This window comes from Lacibacter sp. H407 (assembly GCF_037892605.1).
Lineage (GTDB): Bacteria > Bacteroidota > Bacteroidia > Chitinophagales > Chitinophagaceae > Lacibacter.
Genome location: NZ_JBBKTU010000001.1, coordinates 4,110,433 through 4,131,194, shown reverse-complemented (window position 1 = coordinate 4,131,194; position 20,762 = coordinate 4,110,433). Strand labels below are relative to the sequence as shown.

General features: G+C 40.9%; 18 protein-coding genes. 13 read left to right on the top strand and 5 right to left on the bottom strand.

Annotated features, from left to right (window positions below):
• The first annotated feature begins 71 nt into the window (after nt 1-71).
• Nucleotides 72-2,267 carry a B12-binding domain-containing radical SAM protein gene (locus tag WG989_RS17850; RefSeq protein WP_340431410.1) on the top strand — a complete coding sequence of 732 codons (2,196 nt, stop codon included), beginning with the start codon at nt 72-74 and terminating at the stop codon, nt 2,265-2,267.
• A gap of 58 nt (nt 2,268-2,325) precedes the next feature.
• Entirely contained in the window at nt 2,326-2,961 is a 636-nt protein-coding gene (locus tag WG989_RS17845; RefSeq protein WP_340431409.1) for a protein-glutamine glutaminase family protein, read from the top strand.
• Nucleotides 2,962-2,989: 28 nt separating this feature from the next.
• Here the strand turns inward: WG989_RS17845 and WG989_RS17840 are convergent, their stop codons facing one another.
• The 4 genes from WG989_RS17840 to WG989_RS17825 all read right to left on the bottom strand — a co-directional run bounded on the left by WG989_RS17840 (nt 2,990) and on the right by WG989_RS17825 (nt 8,287).
• Nucleotides 2,990-3,799: a metallophosphoesterase family protein gene (locus tag WG989_RS17840; RefSeq protein WP_340431408.1), complete on the bottom strand. Its 810-nt coding sequence runs from the start codon at nt 3,797-3,799 to the stop codon at nt 2,990-2,992.
• 52 nt (nt 3,800-3,851) lie between these two features.
• Nucleotides 3,852-4,274: a hypothetical protein gene (locus tag WG989_RS17835; RefSeq protein ID WP_340431407.1), complete on the bottom strand. Its 423-nt coding sequence runs from the start codon at nt 4,272-4,274 to the stop codon at nt 3,852-3,854.
• A gap of 33 nt (nt 4,275-4,307) precedes the next feature.
• Nucleotides 4,308-6,671 (bottom strand): P-loop ATPase, Sll1717 family, encoded by a 2,364-nt coding sequence (locus tag WG989_RS17830; protein WP_340431406.1) that lies wholly within the window; start codon nt 6,669-6,671, stop codon nt 4,308-4,310.
• A gap of 257 nt (nt 6,672-6,928) precedes the next feature.
• Nucleotides 6,929-8,287 (bottom strand): MATE family efflux transporter, encoded by a 1,359-nt coding sequence (locus tag WG989_RS17825; protein ID WP_340431405.1) that lies wholly within the window; start codon nt 8,285-8,287, stop codon nt 6,929-6,931.
• 211 nt (nt 8,288-8,498) lie between these two features.
• Between WG989_RS17825 and WG989_RS17820 the strand changes: the two genes are divergently transcribed.
• From WG989_RS17820 to WG989_RS17795, 6 genes are all read left to right on the top strand, one after another.
• Entirely contained in the window at nt 8,499-9,341 is an 843-nt protein-coding gene (locus tag WG989_RS17820) for a DUF3822 family protein (protein WP_340431404.1), read from the top strand.
• On the top strand, nt 9,329-9,877 hold the full coding sequence (locus tag WG989_RS17815; RefSeq protein ID WP_340431403.1) for an RsmD family RNA methyltransferase: 549 nt from the start codon (nt 9,329-9,331) through the stop codon (nt 9,875-9,877). The genes WG989_RS17820 and WG989_RS17815 overlap by 13 nt, the downstream gene beginning before the upstream one ends.
• The gene (locus WG989_RS17810; RefSeq protein WP_340431402.1) at nt 9,874-10,446 is read left to right on the top strand and encodes a 5-formyltetrahydrofolate cyclo-ligase; all 573 of its coding nucleotides are present in this window, start codon (nt 9,874-9,876) and stop codon (nt 10,444-10,446) included. The genes WG989_RS17815 and WG989_RS17810 overlap by 4 nt, the downstream gene beginning before the upstream one ends.
• The gene (gene lpxK, locus WG989_RS17805) at nt 10,433-11,542 is read left to right on the top strand and encodes a tetraacyldisaccharide 4'-kinase (RefSeq protein ID WP_340431401.1); all 1,110 of its coding nucleotides are present in this window, start codon (nt 10,433-10,435) and stop codon (nt 11,540-11,542) included. The genes WG989_RS17810 and lpxK overlap by 14 nt, the downstream gene beginning before the upstream one ends.
• 74 nt (nt 11,543-11,616) lie before the next feature.
• Nucleotides 11,617-13,689 carry a ribonuclease R gene (gene rnr / locus WG989_RS17800; protein ID WP_340431400.1) on the top strand — a complete coding sequence of 691 codons (2,073 nt, stop codon included), beginning with the start codon at nt 11,617-11,619 and terminating at the stop codon, nt 13,687-13,689.
• 117 nt (nt 13,690-13,806) lie between these two features.
• The gene (locus WG989_RS17795; RefSeq protein ID WP_340431399.1) at nt 13,807-14,769 is read left to right on the top strand and encodes a polyprenyl synthetase family protein; all 963 of its coding nucleotides are present in this window, start codon (nt 13,807-13,809) and stop codon (nt 14,767-14,769) included.
• Here WG989_RS17795 and WG989_RS17790 read toward each other — a convergent pair.
• On the bottom strand, nt 14,766-15,134 hold the full coding sequence (locus tag WG989_RS17790) for a hypothetical protein (RefSeq protein ID WP_340431398.1): 369 nt from the start codon (nt 15,132-15,134) through the stop codon (nt 14,766-14,768). The genes WG989_RS17795 and WG989_RS17790 overlap by 4 nt on opposite strands.
• An 82-nt stretch (nt 15,135-15,216) precedes the next feature.
• Between WG989_RS17790 and WG989_RS17785 the strand changes: the two genes are divergently transcribed.
• The 5 genes from WG989_RS17785 to WG989_RS17765 all read left to right on the top strand — a co-directional run bounded on the left by WG989_RS17785 (nt 15,217) and on the right by WG989_RS17765 (nt 20,545).
• Nucleotides 15,217-16,902 carry an amino acid permease gene (locus tag WG989_RS17785; protein WP_340431397.1) on the top strand — a complete coding sequence of 562 codons (1,686 nt, stop codon included), beginning with the start codon at nt 15,217-15,219 and terminating at the stop codon, nt 16,900-16,902.
• Between the two features lie 37 nt (nt 16,903-16,939).
• On the top strand, nt 16,940-17,392 hold the full coding sequence (locus WG989_RS17780; protein ID WP_340431396.1) for a methylglyoxal synthase: 453 nt from the start codon (nt 16,940-16,942) through the stop codon (nt 17,390-17,392).
• Nucleotides 17,393-17,548: 156 nt separating this feature from the next.
• Nucleotides 17,549-18,016, top strand: a complete 468-nt coding sequence (locus tag WG989_RS17775; RefSeq protein WP_340431395.1) for a DoxX family protein — start codon at nt 17,549-17,551, stop codon at nt 18,014-18,016.
• A gap of 116 nt (nt 18,017-18,132) precedes the next feature.
• Nucleotides 18,133-19,155: a Smr/MutS family protein gene (locus tag WG989_RS17770; RefSeq protein WP_340431394.1), complete on the top strand. Its 1,023-nt coding sequence runs from the start codon at nt 18,133-18,135 to the stop codon at nt 19,153-19,155.
• Nucleotides 19,156-19,255: 100 nt separating this feature from the next.
• A complete protein-coding gene (locus WG989_RS17765) occupies nt 19,256-20,545 on the top strand; it encodes a prolipoprotein diacylglyceryl transferase (RefSeq protein WP_340431393.1) in 1,290 nt (429 codons plus the stop codon).
• Nucleotides 20,546-20,762 lie beyond the last annotated feature (217 nt).

Genomic DNA, 20,762 nt, shown 5'->3' with positions numbered 1-20,762 from the left:
ATCTATTCGAAACAACTACCTCAAACAGCTTCTCAATATTTATAGATAGTTTTGCAGTTCAATCAAACCATTTGAGCGCAACCGTTTTTTTAGTTACTCCTCCGTTTACACAGTTGAATACGCCGTACCCAGCAACGGCTTATCTGAAAGGATTCCTGAATACAAAGGGTATTACTTCATTTCAAAGTGATTTGGGGATTGAAGTGATCCTGCAGTTGTTTTCCAAAACAGGATTAACTGAATTGTTTTCCCGTATTACAAACGATGCGTCGCATTCAGATAATGCAAAACGAATACTTGCATTGCAGAACGAATACATCAACAGCATTGATGACGTTGTACTTTTTCTGCAAGGAAAAAACCCAACCATCGCACATCTCATTGCATCACGCAATTTTCTACCCGAGGCAGATCGATTCAATGAGCTGAGCGATTTTCATTGGGCTTTTGGTAGTATGGGCTTGCAGGACAAAGCCAAACATATTGCTACACTTTACCTGGAAGATATTGCCGATTTAATCAAAGAATGCATTGATGAACATTTTGGTTTCAGTCGCTATGCAGAACGGTTGGGCCGCAGTGCCAACAGCTTTGACGAGTTGTATGAAGAACTGCAGAAGCCATTCACCTTGGTCGATGAATTATTGATCGATCGTTTACAACTGCATATCGAACAAGTGCAGCCGAAATTCGTTGCCGTATCGGTGCCTTTTCCCGGCAATTTGTATGCAGCCTTCAGAAGTGCACAATGGATCAAAGCAAATCATCCCCATATCAACGTAACAATGGGCGGCGGTTTTCCCAATACAGAATTGCGTTCATTAAAAGATGTACGTGTATTTGAGTTTTTTGATTTTATTACACTCGATGATGGGGAGGCGCCAATCGAACAATTACTCAAATACATCAACAGTGAAATTGAAGTGTCGCAACTCAAACGGACTTTTCTATTGCAGAATGGAGAAGTTACGTACATCAACAACAGTTCCTGTAAAGATTATAAACAAACCGATGTTGGCACGCCCGACTATTCGGATCTGTTACTGCACGATTATATCTCTGTGATTGAAGTGGTGAATCCCATGCATAGCCTGTGGAGCGACGGACGCTGGAACAAACTAACGATGGCGCATGGTTGCTATTGGGGCAAATGTACCTTCTGCGATATTTCACTCGACTACATTAAACTATACGAACCCATTGCTGCAAAGTTGTTGGTGGATCGTATGGAAACCATCATTGCACAAACAGGTAATAACGGTTTTCATTTTGTAGATGAAGCTGCACCACCTGCGTTGATGCGTGCATTGGCACTGGAGATCATCAAGCGGAAATTAACAGTAAGCTGGTGGACGAATGTTCGGTTTGAAAAAAGTTTCACCCGTGATCTGTGTTTGTTGCTTCGTGCAAGCGGATGCATTGCTGTAAGCGGTGGATTGGAAGTTGCAAGTGATCGTTTACTCGAACTCATTCAAAAAGGTGTAACGGTTGCGCAGGTAGCCATGGTGAACAAACATTTTACAGAAGCGGGCATTATGGTGCATGCGTACTTAATGTATGGCTTTCCTACACAAACGGCACAGGAAACCATTGATTCATTGGAGATGGTGCGGCAGTTGTTTAAAACAGGTGTGTTGCAATCAGCTTTCTGGCATCAGTTTGCAATGACGGCGCACAGTCCCGTTGGAATGAACCCCGAAAAATTCAAGGTGAAGCGTGCAAAAGAAGTGGCCATCTTATTTGCTGATAATGATGTGGAGCATATCGATGAAACAGGTGCTGATCATGAAACGTTCAGCTTTGGATTAAAGAAATCGTTGTTCAACTATATGCAAGGCTTGTGTCTGGATGATCCGTTGCACAAATGGTTTGAAACCAAAGTGCCGAAAACAACCATTGCGCCCGATTATATTCTGAATATCATACGGGATGAAGAATTGCCGTTGTTTAAACCGTCTGCTAAAATTGTATTTCTTGGTCATGTGTTGAAAGCAGAATTGATCACCAAATCAAAAAAAGGAAGCAGTTGGGAAGTATTGCAGATCAGCTTTGCCACAAAGAAAGAAACCATCACCATTAATACCGATAAAGAAAAAGGGGAGTGGTTCCTGCAACTCTTACCAAGGCTTCGAGTTGAAAACGAAAAACTGATGACGCTGCAGGAAATCAAAGACGAATATGAGCAGCAGGGCCATGAAGATTTTGAATTGTTCTGGGACAACAAACCGCTCAGCACCTTGTATAAAATTGGATTGTTGCGGTTATAAACCGCCGGTTGGTGAAGCGTAACGCAGTTTGTTCGTTGAATGCTTTACCTTCATTCAAATGGATGAATTGATCGTTCCTACACTGTTTGATTATGCGTTATCTGATCTCACTCATCCGGATCGATCGGTTACAATTGCAGAAGCCGAGACACTGTTTTCCTTTTTTCATACCTGTCCTTTATTCAAATGGCACGACGTACACAACAACTGTGAAGCAAGAGCCGATGCAGTTTGTTTGTTGCTGGATGCCTGGGGCATCCCGAATTACAAAGGCTGGGTGTTCAGTGGTGCTTTTCTCCGCAATCATATTGGTGGATTAAAACAATACTGGAATTACCACGTGGCGGCTTTATTGCAGGTTAAGGACGGGCACGAGTTGCGTTACTATGTGATCGATCCTGCTACAGCGCCCAACCTGCAACCCATCTACAGTTGGGCTGAAAGTATTACCGAGTACCCGCACAGCTATCATCTCATCAAGGAAGCCGATCAATATATTTTTCCCGGTGGTATTATTCTAAAAGATAACTGGCACCTGCGTGATAAGCAAAACCGCAAATGGGTGATCCAGGGTTTGTCGGGCATTAATGGTGTTTCTTCTACCGGTAAAGCACAGTTATGTTTTAATAAAAACCGCATCAAAGCAACCGCAGTAAAGTTTGCAGCTTTGCAAAAAAATAATCCGTTGAAGTAAACAATCGGGCTATTTCCTTGAGTACCCGTTATAAATTATGCCTGTTTAAAACAGTGCCATCCTTTACAGTTTTGAGATATGTAGCAATGGCCTTTCCATCTGCTGCAACTTCGCAAACACGGTACGAAGGGAAGGGGTTACCCCAGTTGCCTCCAAAATGCCCTGACCAGAGAAATGGTTTTTTCTTGTAAAGCATGATGCCATCCACATCATGATCGTGACCGTGAAACGTTGCTTTTACATTGGGGTAAGCAGCAATTGTGTCAAGTAATTCAGCACAGGACACACCATGCTGCGTCCAGCTGTTTTGAGAAATATGCACAAAGAGAAATACCTGTGGTAAATTCCGAAACTCTTCCAGTTTTGATTTAGCGTACCCAACATTTGCACAGAGATAGTTGCCTGCTTCGTTTGAACAGTTGAGCAGAATGATGCCGTGTTTTTCTTTTGAAATGAAGGCGAAATCTTCCGGCTGCTTCCATAGCCGGAGCCAGGTTTCCGGAGACACCCTGTCGTGGTTACCCCTTGCCACATAGTAAGGCACGTTCAATGTATCATACACTTTTTTTACATCCGGCATCAGCTCGGGCTTATCATGTATGAGGTCGCCATTGAACACCACAAAGTCAACATGTTCTTCTTTGCCGATCGCTTCGATGAGGTTGCGATGCGACGTTTCAAAATCAGTATTCGGCTGCCCCCAATGTCCATCGGATGCGGTAATAAACTTAAGCCCCGGAGTTGCTGATTGTTTTGTTTCTCCAAAGCTGAGATAGGGCGCTGCCATGAGCGATGAACTCAATAAACTGATCTTCTGTAAAAAGAGTCTTCGTTGCATGAAATGAAATTATGCATTCAGCATGAAAAAAATAACTGGTAACAATTTATTCTTATTCTGCAGTTGTGGGTGCTTCTGTTGCAGGTGCGGACTTCTTTAGCAGGAAACTTATTACTGCATACATTACCCATATGGCAGAAAAATAAATCAACCCCTGCAGATTGGCCGCTACATCTTCCGGATCAAACCGGCCGTGAATGCGGCTGCGGAAAAATTTGTTGGAATATTCCTGCGCCCGTTCAATGGCATAGCCGAACAAATACAGAAAACCAAAGATGAGTGAATGAATGAGCAAATTGCGTTTGGCAAAAAGGATGTTTAAGAAAGCCGCTGCCACAAAATAAAAGGCTGCATGCATTTCTTTATCCATTCCCCGGAACATCGACGGAAGCTTCCACATAAAGCCAACAACGGCAATGCCAAAACAGAAAACAGCAATCAAGAGTTTTTGTGTGATGCTAAGGTTTACTTTCATATGGGGGCCTACCAGGTGTGGGTATGTTGCATTTTAGTCGATGAAGTCTGAGCATTCTAAATATGGTATGAATGCGTTGTGAATTTTATAGCGATTAGAGTTTAACTTGTTCGCAAGTATTAGATTTTTATCATCAGAATCAAAGTCGAATTCAAATTCAAAATGAAATGGTCTTATTTCTCTACCAATAAAAGACAGGCCACATAAATGTGTAATAAAATCGTCAACATAATTATTTTCAGTAGTAATATCGGAGAGTTTCATTAACTCTTCGATTTTTTCCTTTGTTAATATCGAAGACTCCCCCATTATATTATACAGAAATTTCTGAATTTGACTCACTGTGACACCATTTTCAACTAGTATGGACTTAAATATCCAGTTTGAATAGTCCTTATGAGCTGCTAATAAATCTGTCTCTTGTATCATATTATGACCTCTTCGGACAGCGATATCTTTTGCACTGTTTATGAAATAAATTAAATCTCGAGGCCGTGGGATTATACATGAAAGTATATATTCTTTTGTCGGAATTCCATCAACTATCTTGCCTACATATGTATCCCAAAAATTTTCTTTGATTTTATTCGTTGAAAGTAACTCAACTCTCTTTTCAACTATGCGAAGTAATATTTCAGGATCATTCCATCTTAAGTTATAATACTCGATTTTATCCGGTTCTCTTGCATACCTCAGTATGAATTTAAAAATATCGCTTCTAAGAAAAACAATCAAATTGAGGTCAAAGTCATTCGGTTTACTTGGGCTCCCTTTTAGTTCTTTTGAAACTCTACCAATCACCCCCAATAAACCTAAAATGAATTTGCTAGTGATCTCAATATTATTTTCCTTTTTCCAGTTTTTATCAAGGTTGTCGATGAGGATTACTAGTTTTTTTCTTGTATTCATATAAGAAACAACTAGATCCTTTAGGTCTTTGATAATGCTCTCATGTAGAATTTCTGATATTTTATTTCTGAATTCAGTCTGCTCTTCAATTTTTTCCAACATTTCCAAATTTGTTAATTCTTGTTCAAGTCTAGTGGAAATGTCAGAAAGAATAATACTTGTATTTTGATTTACAAAGTCGATTATTTTCCGATCTGTTTCTGTTAATGCATATATCGGCTTCTTCTTTATAGTTTCATATATTCTTTTAGCTATTTCTGTGTAAATCAAAAATTTCCAAATGGATTGAATTATGTAGCCTTTTTCAAAATCACTTTTTAATTTTTTAATCAACTCGATAAGGCCATCAATTTCAAAATTTACTGGTTTTATAGGAATTACTTCATTCCTTACATCTCTTGACAATTCTGCTTCCAAATAGTAGAGTGTAGCAGTTTTTCCGCACCCTTTCCTCCCAACAACTATGTTGTATTCACTTCGTATTAAGTTTTCTTCATGTGCTGTTTCAATATAGTATTCATAAATATTACTTGCCTCATGTTCAGCAATATATTCACCGAATTTTATTTTCTGTAACTCAGAAACTGGTTTATGGCTTTCCTCGTGTGGATGTTTCTTGACGATTAATTGTGCAATATTCGTCCTAATATCATTTAAAAACGGAACAATAGCTACTTTACACAATTCTAAATTTGTAAATTTCTTTAAGTACTCTTGATAGTCCATGGAAGTAGGGAAGGGCTTTTCTGCTACCATTTGAACTTTTAAGCCTAATCCAATAGCTAAACCAGCAACGAAAGAGCATTTTGCATTATGTAATTCATACCCACTTCGATATGTAGAGGAGAACTCAACTAAGACGGCCGGTACATTTTGCACTTGGTTAAAATACCACGAAACGGGTTGAACTTTGACTTCTGTTGCGTCATCAATAACTGTTGGAAGTTTGAAGTCCGTAATTGTATTGCTTATATATTGATTATAGTTTGTATCATACTGACTTTTCAAATAAAGTAATGCATTTTCATTTATCAAACCTTCGCTCATATTATCGAAGGCATTTAATACTTTGGTTTCATCAAGATATACTTTTTTATTTAGAAATGCATTTACGATATCAGTTGAATTAGTGTAGGGAGAATATCCTATTGTTGTCAGAAAGTTTAGTTCTTTAAAACGGTTGTGTGAATCTATTATTGAAGTATCCTGAATTAGCCAGATGGGTTTTCCTTTTCCAATTGCAAAGCCAATTTCAAAAAGTACATTTTCATTTAAGCCCGTCAAGTCTGCGCACAGAAAATCTGAATTTTCTATTTCCTTCAATATTTCGGAGATGATAAATTTTCCGGCAATGCTCATTGTTTTCCAACTCTTTAGAAATACGAGGTGTCCACTTTTGTGTATTTCTTTTATTGCTTCTTCAATAAATTCTCCGCAATGTGTTGGATTTGAACTATACGCAAAAAAGCCATTTTTTATCATTGCCATAAAAAAAATTATTAGAGTGTCCTTCTTATTTTAGGTTCTTTTAAAAAGTTGCTGATAAGGAATAAATATACATAACCCTAACTAAGCCTGAAACTTAGAACTATCTATTTTTTTCGTGGCTAATGTCTCACAAACCAGTTGTTATTGAAAAACCACCTGTCAACTTGTGCGACCCGCCTTCGTTAAAACTACTGTCGGGCAGGCGCAACGAAGCTGCCATGAAACAATATCGCCGGTTACAAAATTGTTATTCTCCTTTATATCACTTTCCCCTTCCACTTTCCACTTCTGATATAAAAGAAGGCCATCAGTAAAATACTGTTCCAGTAAATGAGTTCCGACGCCCATGCCCACATCAAGTTGAGTTGGTATACTTCCAGCACTACATAAATATAAATGAGGTAGAGCACAATGGTAACGGCTTCGATGAGGAGATTCATTTTGGTATTGCCCGTGCCGGTTACTGCATTGAGCCATACAACTGACACCGACATAAACAACATGCCCGTTGTAACGATCCGCAACACCGGCACGGCCGCATCAACAAACTCTTTGGATAATCGAAACACCGATAATAATTCAACCGCAAACACATTGAACAGCAGAAACATCAACACGGCTGACACAAAACTGAGCGACATGATGCGGTAGATCAGTTTCATCACATCGTTGTTTCGCCCCTGTCCGATAATGTTGCTCACCATCGTATTCGTGGTGGCGGCAAAGGCCCAGATGAACACACCGGCCAGTGAAAAAATATTCCGCATTACATTCGATATGGCCAATGCACGCTCTCCATGATGTTCAATTAAAATATAAAACACAAACCAACTCATGATGCTGATCGAAAACTGTCCGATGAGTGGAGCTGAAATATTGAGAATGAGATTGCTCAGTTGTTTGTTATACCGCAGGTAGCGGAACAGGTGAAACTGAATGTGCATCCGTTTAATAAAAATTACCAGGAACACGACGAGCATACCGGTTACTTCTGCAATGATGGATGCATACGCAGCACCGTTGAAACCTAATTCCGGTAAACCAAAATGGCCGTAGATCAATCCGTAATCGAAAAAAATATTCGCCAATGCTTCAAACAAAGTGCCGATCATCAGGTACTTGCTGTTGTTGGTACCTACCAAAAATGCATTCCCCATTTGAAAGAGATAGAGAAAAGGGAGGCCCCATACACGGATCTTTAAAAATTCGATGGCCGATGTTTCAACGCTTTGCGTTCGCAGAAAGGAATGAAAGATGAATGGTGCAAACAAATAGGTGAGTGCAATACCAATAGCTGCAAAAATGAATGCAATGCGGATGCCTTGTGAAAACAGTTTGCCGATCTCTTCCAACCGGTTTTCACCGGCACGTCGTGCAATGAGCGATTGCAAGGCATTGTTCAAGCCATTACCGATTACGGCTACTACCAGAAAGTACACACCTGTAATACCGGCAGTACCTAACGCACTTTCGCCCAAGCCACTCAGAAAATAATTATTGGCTGTGAAATTGAGAAAGGGCACCAATAATGACAAGCTGATAGGTATCGAAATCGTTAGAATTTGTCGGTTGGTGATTTCCAGTCGCAGATCATTCTTCGGTAAGGCCGTTTCCAAGCAATTGTAGTTTGGGCGAAAATAAGAAGAAGAACGATAGATTCACAGATGACGCTGATTTGGGCAGATGAATGCGGATTTATTTGTAAGCCAGATCTGTAATATCAGCCTAAATCTGTGTTATCAGCGACTCTATCTCTCAAATTCTGGCATGATTCTTCATCCTTCCCCGTATTATTGGTATTATTGCAGCACTTGAAACTTACAAAAATTGTTACATCCTTCTATACAGATCGTATCAAACGAAATTGAATCACTCGACACTGCCAACGCTTATTTGCTGGTGCAGGCGGGTACAAATTTTATTGGGTTTGCTTCTTTTACTCCGGCAGATAAACAGGTGCATGGCTGGGTCGTTTATCCATTGGAGCCATCTGCAAGCAATCTGCAACTGGATGAAAAGCTGAGTGCTGTTGCAGCTGCCAATACCTGGGTGCACTCCAATTATCAGAAAGTGTTGTTGGTGCAATACGCACCCAATAATGTGTTGTTGCCTGCTGTGTTGAATAAAGATGAGGGTAAAGAAAATCTGTTGGCAATGGCGCATGGTCCGCAGCAACATCAATTGTATGTGAAAGATGTGGTGGTACAGCAAAGCCTGGTGAATCATTATGTGGTTGATGGAACTTTGGGTGCATTGCTCAACAAGCGTTTTCCAAAAGGAGAGTGGTGGCATGTGCAATCGTTACTGCTAACACAAAATGCAGCAGGAGGAACATGTGTTACAGCTACTATCCGTTTCCAGGAAGTGCAAATTACTGTTGAGAAAAATGGCCAGTGGTTATTGTTACAGTCGTACCACTATCATACACCCGAAGATGTGTTGTATTATATTTTGAATGCAATGCAACAGTTGGAATTGTCGCAGGTAGAAACCACAGTTTGGCTGCAGGGAATGATCGATCAACGTTCTGCCTTGTATGATGTGTTGTACAATTACATCCTGAATCTGCAATTGAAAGAAGAACTTACGTATCAATTTCCTGCTACAACCGATGAACAACCGGTTCATTTATCTGCTTCACTCGATCAAGTTTTGGCATGCGTATCATAAGTGGAAAATTTGGAGGCAGAACGTTTCAGCCACCGGCGAAAATGCCGTACACCCGCCCAACAACTGATTTGGCGAAAGGTGGTTTGTTCAACGTAATTGAAAACAATCTCGACATTGAAAGTTTAAAAACACTGGATCTGTTTGGCGGCACGGGAAGTATCAGTTACGAACTGGCGAGCCGTGGTGCAACTGATCAAACCATTGTGGAGAAGGATAATAATATGGCAGCGTTCATCCAGCAAACAGGCGAAAAGCTGGGTGTGAAAATGAATATTGTGAAAATGGATGTATTCAAATACATCGACCACTGTACAGAAAAGTTTGATTTTATTTTTGCCGGTCCGCCGTATGCATTGGGCACCATTGATGAACTGCCGAAATTGATTTTTGAAAAAGAATTATTAAATGAAGGTGGCTGGTTTGTATTGGAACACACGCCCCGTAACAGCTATGCCAAATTTCCGTTTTACCGTGCCGAACGTAACTATGGCACCACCATCTTTTCTATCTTCGTAAACAAACCAAAAGACGAATGACGAAAAAGGAGGCACGAAAGATCTACAAAGAAAAGCGTTTAAGCCTCACCGTTGGAGAGCGAAACCGTTTTGATGATCTTATCCTCATCCATTTTCAGCAACTGCCGTTACCCGATCTGTTTTATGTGCATACCTATCTTGCCATGAAAGCACAGGTGGAAATAGAAACTGATCATTTGCTGCATTTTCTGGAATTCAGAAATCCCGAGTTGAACATTGTGATTCCACGCATGAATCCTACAACCAATGAACTGGAGCATGTGGAATATAATGAAATGGTGGTTGTTGTTCCTAACGAGTGGGGAATTCCCGAGCCGGTGAATGGAACGCTGATCAGCGAAACGGAAATTGATCTGGTGTTTGTGCCTTTACTTGCTTTTGATGAGGCGGGTTATCGTGTAGGATACGGGAAAGGATATTACGATAAATTTTTGGCCAAATGCCGGCCCGATGTGCTAAAGATCGGCTTGAGCTACTTTGATGCCATCGCTTCCATCAGCGATCGTGAACAATTTGATATACCTTTAAACTATTGCATTACGCCACAGCGCATTTATGAATTTGGCTAATCTCACATTTCAATCCATCCGCTTTTTGTTATTGCCGTTTGCTTTGTTGTACGGTGCGGTTATTTGGGTGCGTAACCGATTGTTTGATCGAAACGTTTTGAAATCAGATACCGTGAACATGCCCATTATTTGTGTGGGTAATTTGAGTGTGGGCGGAACGGGCAAATCGCCGATGGTGGAATATCTGCTTCGTTTGTTGAAAGATCAATTTGTAACCGCCACCTTGAGTCGTGGATATAAACGAAAAACCAAAGGCTATGCGTTGGCGAATGAAAGCAGTACGGCGTTGGAAATTGGTGATGAGCCGATGCAGTTTCATGTAAAATTTCCGGAAGTAACGGTTGCAGTAGGTGAAGAACGGCTGGAAGCAATTCCGCAGTTGCTGCACGATCGTCCGAAAACAGAAGTGATTATTCTGGATGATGGATTTCAGCACCGCTCCATCAAAGCAGGATTGAATATTTTACTAACGGACTACAATAACCTCTTTACCCGTGATTTCTTTTTGCCCACCGGCGATCTGCGTGATGAGCGCAGCAGTTACAAACGTGCAGAGATCATTATCGTTACAAAATGCCCGGCCACATTGCAGGAAGAAGAGCGGCAGGAAATTATCGCTGAAATAAAACCATTGCCGCATCAGCAGGTTTTCTTCGCAACCATTGCGTACGGTACACCTTATCATGTATTGCATCCGCAACAGGAATATCTGTTGCATAAAAACCTGGAGATATTATTAGTCACCGGCATTGCCAATATCGAACCATTAAAAAAGCATATTGTTGAACATTCGTACAGTTATGAAAATCTGAGCTTCAGCGATCATCATATTTTTACGATTGATGATCTGAAAGAAATACGTAAGCGATTCAGTAAATTGGATCACGAACAGAAAGTTATTATCACCACAGAGAAAGATGCGGTACGGTTGGTGAAGTTCAGAGAAGAGCTGGAGCAACTTCCACTCTTTGTATTACCTATCCGGCATCGGATTTTATTTAACCAAGAAGCAAAATTGAATACCATCATTATTGATTTTATTCAACGCTTTCCAAAAAAGGAAACACATGAAATGCCCATAAGCAAGACAAACTAACAGAGGATGATTATGGATATTCTATGTGGCAAAAAACATCAGCTGCCATTGGCAGCGAATAAAAAATGAATCACATGAAAAAAAAGAAAATTAATAAAGACACGAATCGCAAAGGAGAACCGAAAGGCGATTTTCGAAATAAAGCCGGTGGAGGAAAACGTAAATCCGCATCGGGCACACATCGTGGGCAGATCGAGATCACACGCAGCGGTATGGGTTATGTAACCGTTACCGATATGGAAAAAGATATCATTGTTCGTCCGCAACATTTCAACACAGCGTTACACGGCGATAAAGTAGAAGTGGAAGTAACAAAGAGTGGCGGCGGTGGACGATTGGAAGGAATGATTACTAAAATTGTTTCCCGGAAACAAACAGAATTCATCGGCCACATCAGTGTGCAAAAGAATCATACATTTTTTATTCCGGAAACAGACCGGCCCATGCCTGATCTCTATATTCCGGCTGATAAAATAAACGGTGCAGAAAATGGCGACAAAGCTGTGGTGCGTTTAACGGCATGGGAAAAATCAAAACGTGTTCCTGAAGGTGAAGTGGTAGAAGTAGTAAAACAGGAAGCGATGAACGATCTGGCGATGAAGCAGATCTTATTACAAGCCGGTTTCTCATTGAGTTTCCAGGATGAAGTAATGGAACAGGCGGAACGTTTTCCGGATGGTGTTACTGAAAGCGAAGCAAAAAAGCGGAGAGATTTTCGTGATGTATTAACCTTCACCATCGATCCCGTTGATGCAAAAGATTTTGATGATGCATTGTCGATCAAAAAAAATGCAAACGGTTTGTATGAAATAGGAGTACACATTGCCGATGTGAGTTATTATGTAGAACCGGCTACTGCATTGGATGATGAAGCATACAGCCGGGCGACATCGGTTTATTTACCTGATCGTGTATTGCCGATGTTGCCGGAACGGATTTCGAATGAATTATGTTCGCTTCGTCCGAGAGAAGATAAGTACACGTTTTCTGCAGTATTTGAAATGACTGATAAAGCAGAGATCAAATCTGTTTGGCTGGGACGTACCGTGATCCATTCTGATCATCGATTCAGTTATGAAGAAGTGCAGGAAACGATTGAAAAAGGTGAGGGCTTGTATCTTGATGAGATACAACTGCTGAATAACCTTGCACAAAAAATGCGAAAGGATCGCTTTAAAAAAGGTGCCATCAATTTTTCATCGCAGGAAGTGCGATTTGTATTGGATGAGAACCGAAAGCCAATTGGCATCACCATCAAAGAAAGTAAAGAAGCCCATCAGTTGATCGAAGAGTTTATGTTGCTGGCGAATAAACATGTGGCCGAATATATTGGGAAAGTAACGGTGAAAGAAAAACCGGTTCCTTTTCCGTACCGTGTGCATGATACGCCTGATGAAGCAAAGCTTGCTCCGTTCATGGTGTTCGCTAAAAAATACGGGCATGTGTTCGATGTATCTACACCGGCAAAAATTGCTTCATCCTTTAACCAAATGTTGAAAGATGCACATGGCAAACCGGAGCAGCATGTATTGGAAGCATTGGGTATCCGCACTATGGCGAAAGCAGTTTATACTGCTGAAAATATTGGTCACTATGGTTTGGGTTTTGAACACTACTGTCATTTTACTTCGCCGATCCGTCGTTATCCCGATGTGTTGGTACATCGTGTATTGCAGCAGTGTTTAGACAAAGCTCCACAGATCGACAAAAAAATGGAAGCCAAGTGCAAGCATTGCAGTGAGCGTGAACGTTCGGCCATGGAAAGTGAACGTGCAGCTAATAAATACAAACAGGTGGAATACATGAGTCAGTTCCTCGGTGAGGAGTTTGACGGAGTAGTGAGTGGTGTTGCATCGTTTGGTTTTTGGGTAGAGACCATTGCGCATAAATGCGAAGGCTTGGTGAGTTTATTTTCATTGAGTGATTTTGATGATTTCCGTCACAACGAAGAAGATTATTGTCTGGTTGGCAAACGTAGTGGACGAACGTTCAGGATGGGCGATAAAGTAACGATCAAAGTGGTGGCGGCTAATTTAGAAAAGCGTCAGTTGGATTATGAACTGGTGCTGGGGCATATTGATTCTACGGAGAAGAAAGTGTTAGGGAAAACAACATTTCAACCACCGAAGAAGAAACGGAAAAAATAATGTCGGATGTAGGATTCAGGATGTAGAATTTTTTCGATGCCGTCATCCTAGTCTTACTTAACTATCTTGCAGCCGGGTTCATACCTCTTACTTCTTACATCATACTTGAACTTAACTATGCAGTCGTTTGAACAATTATTAAAGCAATTTGAAGAATATTTCAACAAGCGTCATTTTCCGGCGGAGCCGGCTTCGTTGTATGATGCGTCGCAACATATCTTAAGCATTGGCGGCAAGCGTGTACGTCCGGTGTGTGTGTTAATGGGAAATGAATTGTTTGATGTCATCAAGCCCGATGCATGGCAGGTGGCAACCGCCATTGAACTGTTTCATAATTTTTCATTGATCCATGACGATATCATGGACGAAGCGCCACTGCGTCGTGGGAAACAAACGGTGCATGCCATTCATGGTGTAAACACCGCTATCCTTGCCGGTGATGTAACGTTAACGATGGCCTATGATTACCTGAACAAAGTACAGGGTGATGTAAAACCGATTCTGTCGCTATTTAATAAAACCGCATTGGAAGTGTCAGAAGGCCAACAGATGGATATGGATTTCGAAAAACGTGCAACTGTTCATCTTGATGAATATGTGCGTATGATCGAATTGAAAACATCGGTGTTGCTGGCAGCCAGTTTAAAACTCGGTGCCATGATTGGTGGTGCAAGTGTTGGTAATACGGATCATATTTATGAATTTGGCCGCAACCTCGGCATTGCCTTTCAGATACAGGACGATTATCTCGATTGCTTTGGCGACCCTGCAAAATTTGGAAAACAGGTGGGAGGCGATATCAAAGCAAATAAAAAGACCTTCCTGATGATCCATGCACTTGAATCAGCCAATGCAACACAGCAACAACGACTGGTGGAGTTGATGCAAACAAATCCTGCAGATAAAGTAGAACAGGTCATTTCGATTTTTAAATCAGCCGGCGTTGATGCATGGGCCATGGAACTGAAAAATCAGTACATAGAAAAAGCCATGCAGCATTTGGAAGATATTGCTGTGCTCAGTAAACGAAAAGAACCGCTGCAACAGTTAGCGCAGTTTTTGGTACAACGGGAATACTAATCTTTTTTACATTCCAATGTGAGTGAGTTTTGCTGGGCTGCAACAATGCCCAGCTCGTAGCGGTATTTTCCGGGCTTTAGTTTTTCTTCACCTACATAATCAAAGGGCTGCAGCTTTACTACCTGGTTGTTGAAATGCACTTCGATATAAGAATAGTTATAGAGGAAAGTGAATGATTTATATTCCGAAAGGCTGAGAGGTGGAATATTGTAGTAAACCTGTTTGCCGCCGGGTGCGTTTACTATTACAGAATCAAAATGAATATTATTGATGTTGTAAACACGAAGTTGCGTATCTGCGTCCAGTTGTTTGGTACAGGCAGAAAAAAGTATGAGAACAATGAATATGAAAATGATCGGTCGCATACAAAGTTGACCAAGCTACAAATCGAAACGTTGCATGTATTTGTTTTTTCCCTATTTTGAACTCCGCAAAAACCAATCATATATGGCCAATCAGTTGTTCCGTAAAAAAAAGATCAATGCTGTGCTTTCAACCGAACCCGATGAAGTGCATGGAGGTACCGGGTTACACCGGATATTAAATGTAAGAGATCTTACTTTTTTAGGAATAGCGGCCGTAATAGGAGCCGGAATTTTTTCTACCATTGGCTCAGCAGCGTTTCATGGTGGGCCCGGTGTTTCCTTATTGTTTGTGATCACCGCTGTTACTTGTGGTTTCTCTGCCTTGTGTTATGCAGAGTTTGCCAGTCGTGTACCAGTAAGCGGTAGTGCTTACACGTATGCGTATGTGAGCTTTGGCGAATTGGTAGCGTGGATCATTGGATGGGCGTTGATCTTAGAATATGCAATTGGAAATATTGTGGTAGCCATTAGCTGGAGCAGTTATTTTAATAATCTGTTGCAGGGCTTAAATATTCATTTGCCATTTTGGTTAACAACCAATCTTACTACAGCAAAAGAAGCATTGGCTGCGGTGAATGAACAGTTGGCAACTGGTGTTGCAGCAACGGCAGAAATGCAAACCATCATCAACGGATTTAACAGTGCCCCCGATTTATTTGGAACAAAATTATTTTTGAATTTGCCTGCCTTCTTTATTGTGGCATTGATCACTTGCCTGGCCTATGTTGGTATGAAGGAAAGTAAGAAGAGCGCCAATGCAATGGTGATCTTCAAAATTGCGGTGATCATTTTTGTAGTTATTGTAGGATTCTTTTATGTAGATACCGATAACTGGAATCCATTTATGCCAAATGGATTTACAGGTGTATTGCAGGGCGTGAGTGCCGTATTCTATGCATATATCGGGTTTGATGCTATTAGCACCACAGCAGAAGAATGTAAAGATCCGCAGCGTGATTTGCCAAGAGGGATGATGTACGCATTGCTGATTTGTACCGTGCTGTATATTCTCATTGCATTGGTACTAACAGGTATGGTCAATTACAGTGAATTGAAAGTAGATGATCCGTTGGCTTATGTGTTTGATAAGTTGGGATTGAAATGGATCGGTTATGTGATCAGCATCAGTGCAGTTGTTGCCACCACCAGTGTGTTGTTGGTGTTTCAATTAGGTCAACCCCGCATCTGGATGACGATGAGCCGTGATGGTTTATTGCCAAAACGTTTTTCAAATGTTCACAAGAAATACAAAACACCTGCATTTGCTACGGTTGTAACTGGTTTTCTCGTTGGTATACCTGCCATGTTTTTACCATCGTCTATTATGACGGATCTAACGAGCATCGGTACTTTGTTCGCATTTGTGTTGGTATGTTTGGGCGTATTATTATTGCCGAAACTGCGTGCAGAAGGTTCGGGTAAATTCAAACTGCCGTATATCAATGCACAGTTTATTCTTCCGTTAATTGTAGCCGGATTTATTTTCCTGTTTCGTGATCGTGTAGCAGCATCTGTTACAAACCTGTTTCATGAAAATCACCAGGAAGTATTGTTTCTTATCTTCATTATAATCGCTGTTGTATTATCTATACTGACATTTATCCGCAAGTATTCACTCATTCCGGTATTGGGTGCATTAAGTTGTTTGTATCTGATGATTGAAATTCCGGTTGCCAGTTGGCTTTGGTTTTTTGTGTGGATGGGAGTTGGATTGGTGATCTATTTTTTCTATGGATATCGTAAGAGCAAACTGGGTGCAGAGCAATAGTTGTTAATGAATTTTCTGATGATAAAGCATATCGGTTATGGCAACAAGAAAAATGAAGGCAAATAAGCGGATCGCATTGGTGGCACACGATCATAAAAAAGATGATCTCATCGATTGGGCTTATTACAATCGAAGTGCATTAGCCAATCATGAATTGTTTGCAACAGGAACAACCGGGAAATTATTAGAAGCAAAACTTGATCAAAAAGTAACAAAGTACCTCAGCGGTCCGTTGGGTGGCGATCAGCAGATCGGTGCATTGATCGCTGAAGGAAAAATTGATATCCTCATTTTCTTTTGGGATCCAATGGAGGCCCAGCCACATGATCCAGATGTAAAGGCATTGTTGCGGTTGGCTGTAACCTGGAATATTCCTACAGCCTGCGACCGGGCTACTGCCGATTTTATATTTACATCGCCACTCATCATCAGCGACTATCAAATTCAGTTGGAAGATTACAGCCAGTATTTAAAACGTAAACTCAAGTAACGATCGGCTAGGTTCTCATTGGTCGGGACGTTTACAGCGATCTGATCGATGTATCTTCACTTTATTCCTATTGCCTTCCTGTGTACAATTTCACTTGCAAAAGCGGGAAAAGCGTTGTAACTTTTACACACTTCTTTCACTCTAAAATTTGCCATTATGAATTTTGTACAACGCATGGAGCAATGGGGCGACACCCATCATCCAAAATGGATCGATTTTATCCGTATTGTTTTAGGGATCATCCTTACCTTAAAAGGAGTGCAGTTCATCAACAACATGCAACCATTGTCTGATCTTATCAGTAACAGTGGATTTTTGGGTTCAATCTCTGCAGGCATCCTGGCACATTATGTTGTGTTTGCTCATTTACTCGGCGGTATGTTGGTGGCATTTGGTTTACTTACCCGTTTCGCCTGTTTAGTGCAGATACCCGTTTTATTGGGAGCGATCATTTTTGTAAATATATCCGGCGGTATTTTTCAGCCACATTCAGAATTATGGTTTTCTGTCCTTATTCTTATTCTGCTCGTGTTTTTTGTGGTTGAGGGTAGTGGTAAGTTGAGTATTGATGAATGGATGCGGAAAAATCCTGATGAGAAGCCTCACAAACATAAGTGGGGCTGATTGGTTCCAGTGTGGTGTGAAACCCCGGCAATGAATTCTCTCAACGATTGTTTGCGCAGGATTTGTTGTCCGGGGTTACTTTTGCACTTTAGTCAGAGAACGCAACAAACAACAAAATGAAATTTCAGCCCGGCGATAAAGTGTTATTGGTTCATTCCAACGAAGAAGGCGAGGTAGTAGATATTATCAACAAGCAAATGGTAACAGTGGATGTGGGGGGCGTACAGTTTCCGGTATATACCGATCAGCTTGAGTTCCCTTATTTCAAACGTTTCACCGAAAAAAAAACGCAGCCTCCGCCACAAAAAAAATATATCGACAATGTAAAAAAAGAAAAAGGAGCTTCTCTCAAACAGTATAAAGTGGGCGAAGGTATCTGGATCTCTTTTTTGCCGGTATTTGATAAAGATATTTTTGATGATGATGTGGTGGAGTACTTCCGCATTTACTTGGTGAATAATACCGACACTTCTTTTCTGTTTGATTACCATTTGCGTTTTACAGGCGATAGTGAGTTCAATTTGAAAAATGAAATTCTTCCGTACAATGATTTTTATATTCACGATGTAGAATTTGAAAAGCTGAATGATGCTCCACGGTTCGATTTTGAATTCAGCCTGGCTCAGCCGGATAAAAAGAAAGCTCCTCACTTTGAAGCATCGCTAAAATTAAAAGCCAAACAACTATTCCTGCGTATTGAAGAGATGTTGAAAAAGCAAGAAGCCAGTTTTGCTTATTTGTTGATGGAAACCTATCCGGATAAAGTAGAAACAGAAAAGCTGGATAGAGATAAATTAACCGCTGCCGGCTATAAAGTATATGATGCAGGCAAAGCCCGTCAACATTTGCCGCCGGCAAGAACAGTAGTTGATCTGCATATTGAAAAGATCAGCAACAACTGGAAACACCTCAGCAATTTTGAAATACTCACCGCTCAATTAAATGAATTTGAAAAGTATTACGAATTAGCTGTATTGCATATGCAGCCAACACTCATTGTCATTCATGGAGTGGGCGAAGGAAAACTGAGAGATGAGATACACGATACACTTCGGTTAAAACAAGAAGTAAAATCATTTGTGAATCAATATCACCCTTCATATGGATATGGAGCTACGGAGATCTATTTTCAATACTGATATTTCGTACTAAAATGACAAGTAAGGGATAATCCTAAAAAAAGCCGCAACAGCATCAATCCAATTTTTTTCAAGTATCATTGCAACTCAAATATTCAGCATGTATCCGAATCTGTATTATTTTTTTAAAGATGTATTTGGAGTGGAGTGGGAGTGGGCCAGGTTTCTCAATTCGTTTGGATTCTTTGTGGCATTGTCGTTTATTATCTCAGCAATTGTATTAACGAAGGGCTTGCAGCGCAAGGAAAAGCAAGGCTTTTTATTTCCAAAAGAAGAGAAGCGTGTGTTTGGCAAACCCGCCACAGCAACTGAATTATTATTGAACGCATTGTTGGGGTTCCTGATGGGTTACAAGATCATAGGTGCATTTATGAATGCAGGTGATGGTGTTGATCCGCAGACATATATCTTTTCTGCAGAGGGAAGTTGGGGTGCTGGTATTGTGCTGGCATTGTTTTTTGCCGGTTTAAAATGGTACGAAAAAAATAAGGAAAAAGCTGCTAAGCCGGAAGTTCGAATGGTACGGGTGTGGCCACACGAAAGGGTAGGTGATATTACTGTAATGGCAGCCATATTTGGTTTTGCAGGTGCAAAACTTTTTCACAACTTCGAAAACTGGGATGATTTTGTTGCAGATCCAATAGGCTCTCTGGTTTCGTTCAGTGGACTTACTTTTTATGGAGGTTTGATCTGTGCTGCCATTGCCATTATCATTTACGCAAAGCGGAAAGGCATCTCTATCCGCCATTTAGCTGATACAATGGGTCCTACGTTAATGTTGGCCTATGCACTTGGACGGATCGGTTGCCAGGTAGCCGGCGATGGTGATTGGGGTGTTCCAAACGCAGCTTATGTTACAGATTCAACAGCTGCGGTTCGTTTAGCGAATCCGGGCGAGTTTCAAAAAGCAGTGGAAAACAATGCAGCTTATATCAGGCAGGAGTTTAGGGCTGATCTGAAGTTTGAAGAAGTTCCTTATGCCACATTCAAAGCCCCCTCTTTTCTGCCTACGTGGATGGTAGCTTATACTTATCCGCAAAACGTAAACAGTATGGGTGTGCGGTTACCGGGTTGCGAGGGTACGGAGCACTGTAATTATTTGCCCTTGCCTGTTTTTCCTACACCTTTCTATGAAATTGTAGCCTGTTTATTGCTGTTTGGTATTTTACTTTTGGCCCGTCCAAAGATCAAATTAGCTGGCGGACTGTTTTGTCTCTACCTTGTATTGAATGGATTTGAACGCTTTTTCATTGAAAAAATTCGGGTGAATACAAAGTATGAAGGCTTGCCATTTCAGCCAACACAGGCCGAATTGATCTCGTTAGGTTTGATCGTTTTAGGCATTATACTCTATTTTGTAGCCAAAAAGAAGGCACAAGCCTCTAAATAATACTCGAAACTTAAGTTTTGTACAGGCTTTCCAACGGAAAGCCTGTTTTTTTTCCAGCTATCTCCCCAAATGCCCGTTCGTCCCTAAAAAGATGATTTTCTGTAACATGTTTGTGCGTTGTCCGTCACATGTATGTCACTGTTTTGCCGGTTGTCAATATTATTTGCCATCCACCACAAAACAATGTACTATGCAAAACATAGAACCTACTTTTGAC

Excerpts from the sequence above, each read along its gene's own strand:
- WG989_RS17845 (WP_340431409.1), top strand. The coding sequence starts at position 2,326 with ATGGATGAATTGATCGTTCCTACACTGTTTGATTATGCGTTATCTGAT.
- WG989_RS17840 (WP_340431408.1), bottom strand. The coding sequence starts at position 3,799 with ATGCAACGAAGACTCTTTTTACAGAAGATCAGTTTATTGAGTTCATCG.
- WG989_RS17835 (WP_340431407.1), bottom strand. The coding sequence starts at position 4,274 with ATGAAAGTAAACCTTAGCATCACACAAAAACTCTTGATTGCTGTTTTC.
- WG989_RS17830 (WP_340431406.1), bottom strand. The coding sequence starts at position 6,671 with ATGGCAATGATAAAAAATGGCTTTTTTGCGTATAGTTCAAATCCAACA.
- WG989_RS17815 (WP_340431403.1), top strand. The coding sequence starts at position 9,329 with ATGCGTATCATAAGTGGAAAATTTGGAGGCAGAACGTTTCAGCCACCG.
- WG989_RS17810 (WP_340431402.1), top strand. The coding sequence starts at position 9,874 with ATGACGAAAAAGGAGGCACGAAAGATCTACAAAGAAAAGCGTTTAAGC.
- lpxK (WP_340431401.1), top strand. The coding sequence starts at position 10,433 with ATGAATTTGGCTAATCTCACATTTCAATCCATCCGCTTTTTGTTATTG.
- rnr (WP_340431400.1), top strand. The coding sequence starts at position 11,617 with ATGAAAAAAAAGAAAATTAATAAAGACACGAATCGCAAAGGAGAACCG.
- WG989_RS17795 (WP_340431399.1), top strand. The coding sequence starts at position 13,807 with ATGCAGTCGTTTGAACAATTATTAAAGCAATTTGAAGAATATTTCAAC.
- WG989_RS17790 (WP_340431398.1), bottom strand. The coding sequence starts at position 15,134 with ATGCGACCGATCATTTTCATATTCATTGTTCTCATACTTTTTTCTGCC.
- WG989_RS17785 (WP_340431397.1), top strand. The coding sequence starts at position 15,217 with ATGGCCAATCAGTTGTTCCGTAAAAAAAAGATCAATGCTGTGCTTTCA.
- WG989_RS17780 (WP_340431396.1), top strand. The coding sequence starts at position 16,940 with ATGGCAACAAGAAAAATGAAGGCAAATAAGCGGATCGCATTGGTGGCA.
- WG989_RS17775 (WP_340431395.1), top strand. The coding sequence starts at position 17,549 with ATGAATTTTGTACAACGCATGGAGCAATGGGGCGACACCCATCATCCA.
- WG989_RS17770 (WP_340431394.1), top strand. The coding sequence starts at position 18,133 with ATGAAATTTCAGCCCGGCGATAAAGTGTTATTGGTTCATTCCAACGAA.
- WG989_RS17765 (WP_340431393.1), top strand. The coding sequence starts at position 19,256 with ATGTATCCGAATCTGTATTATTTTTTTAAAGATGTATTTGGAGTGGAG.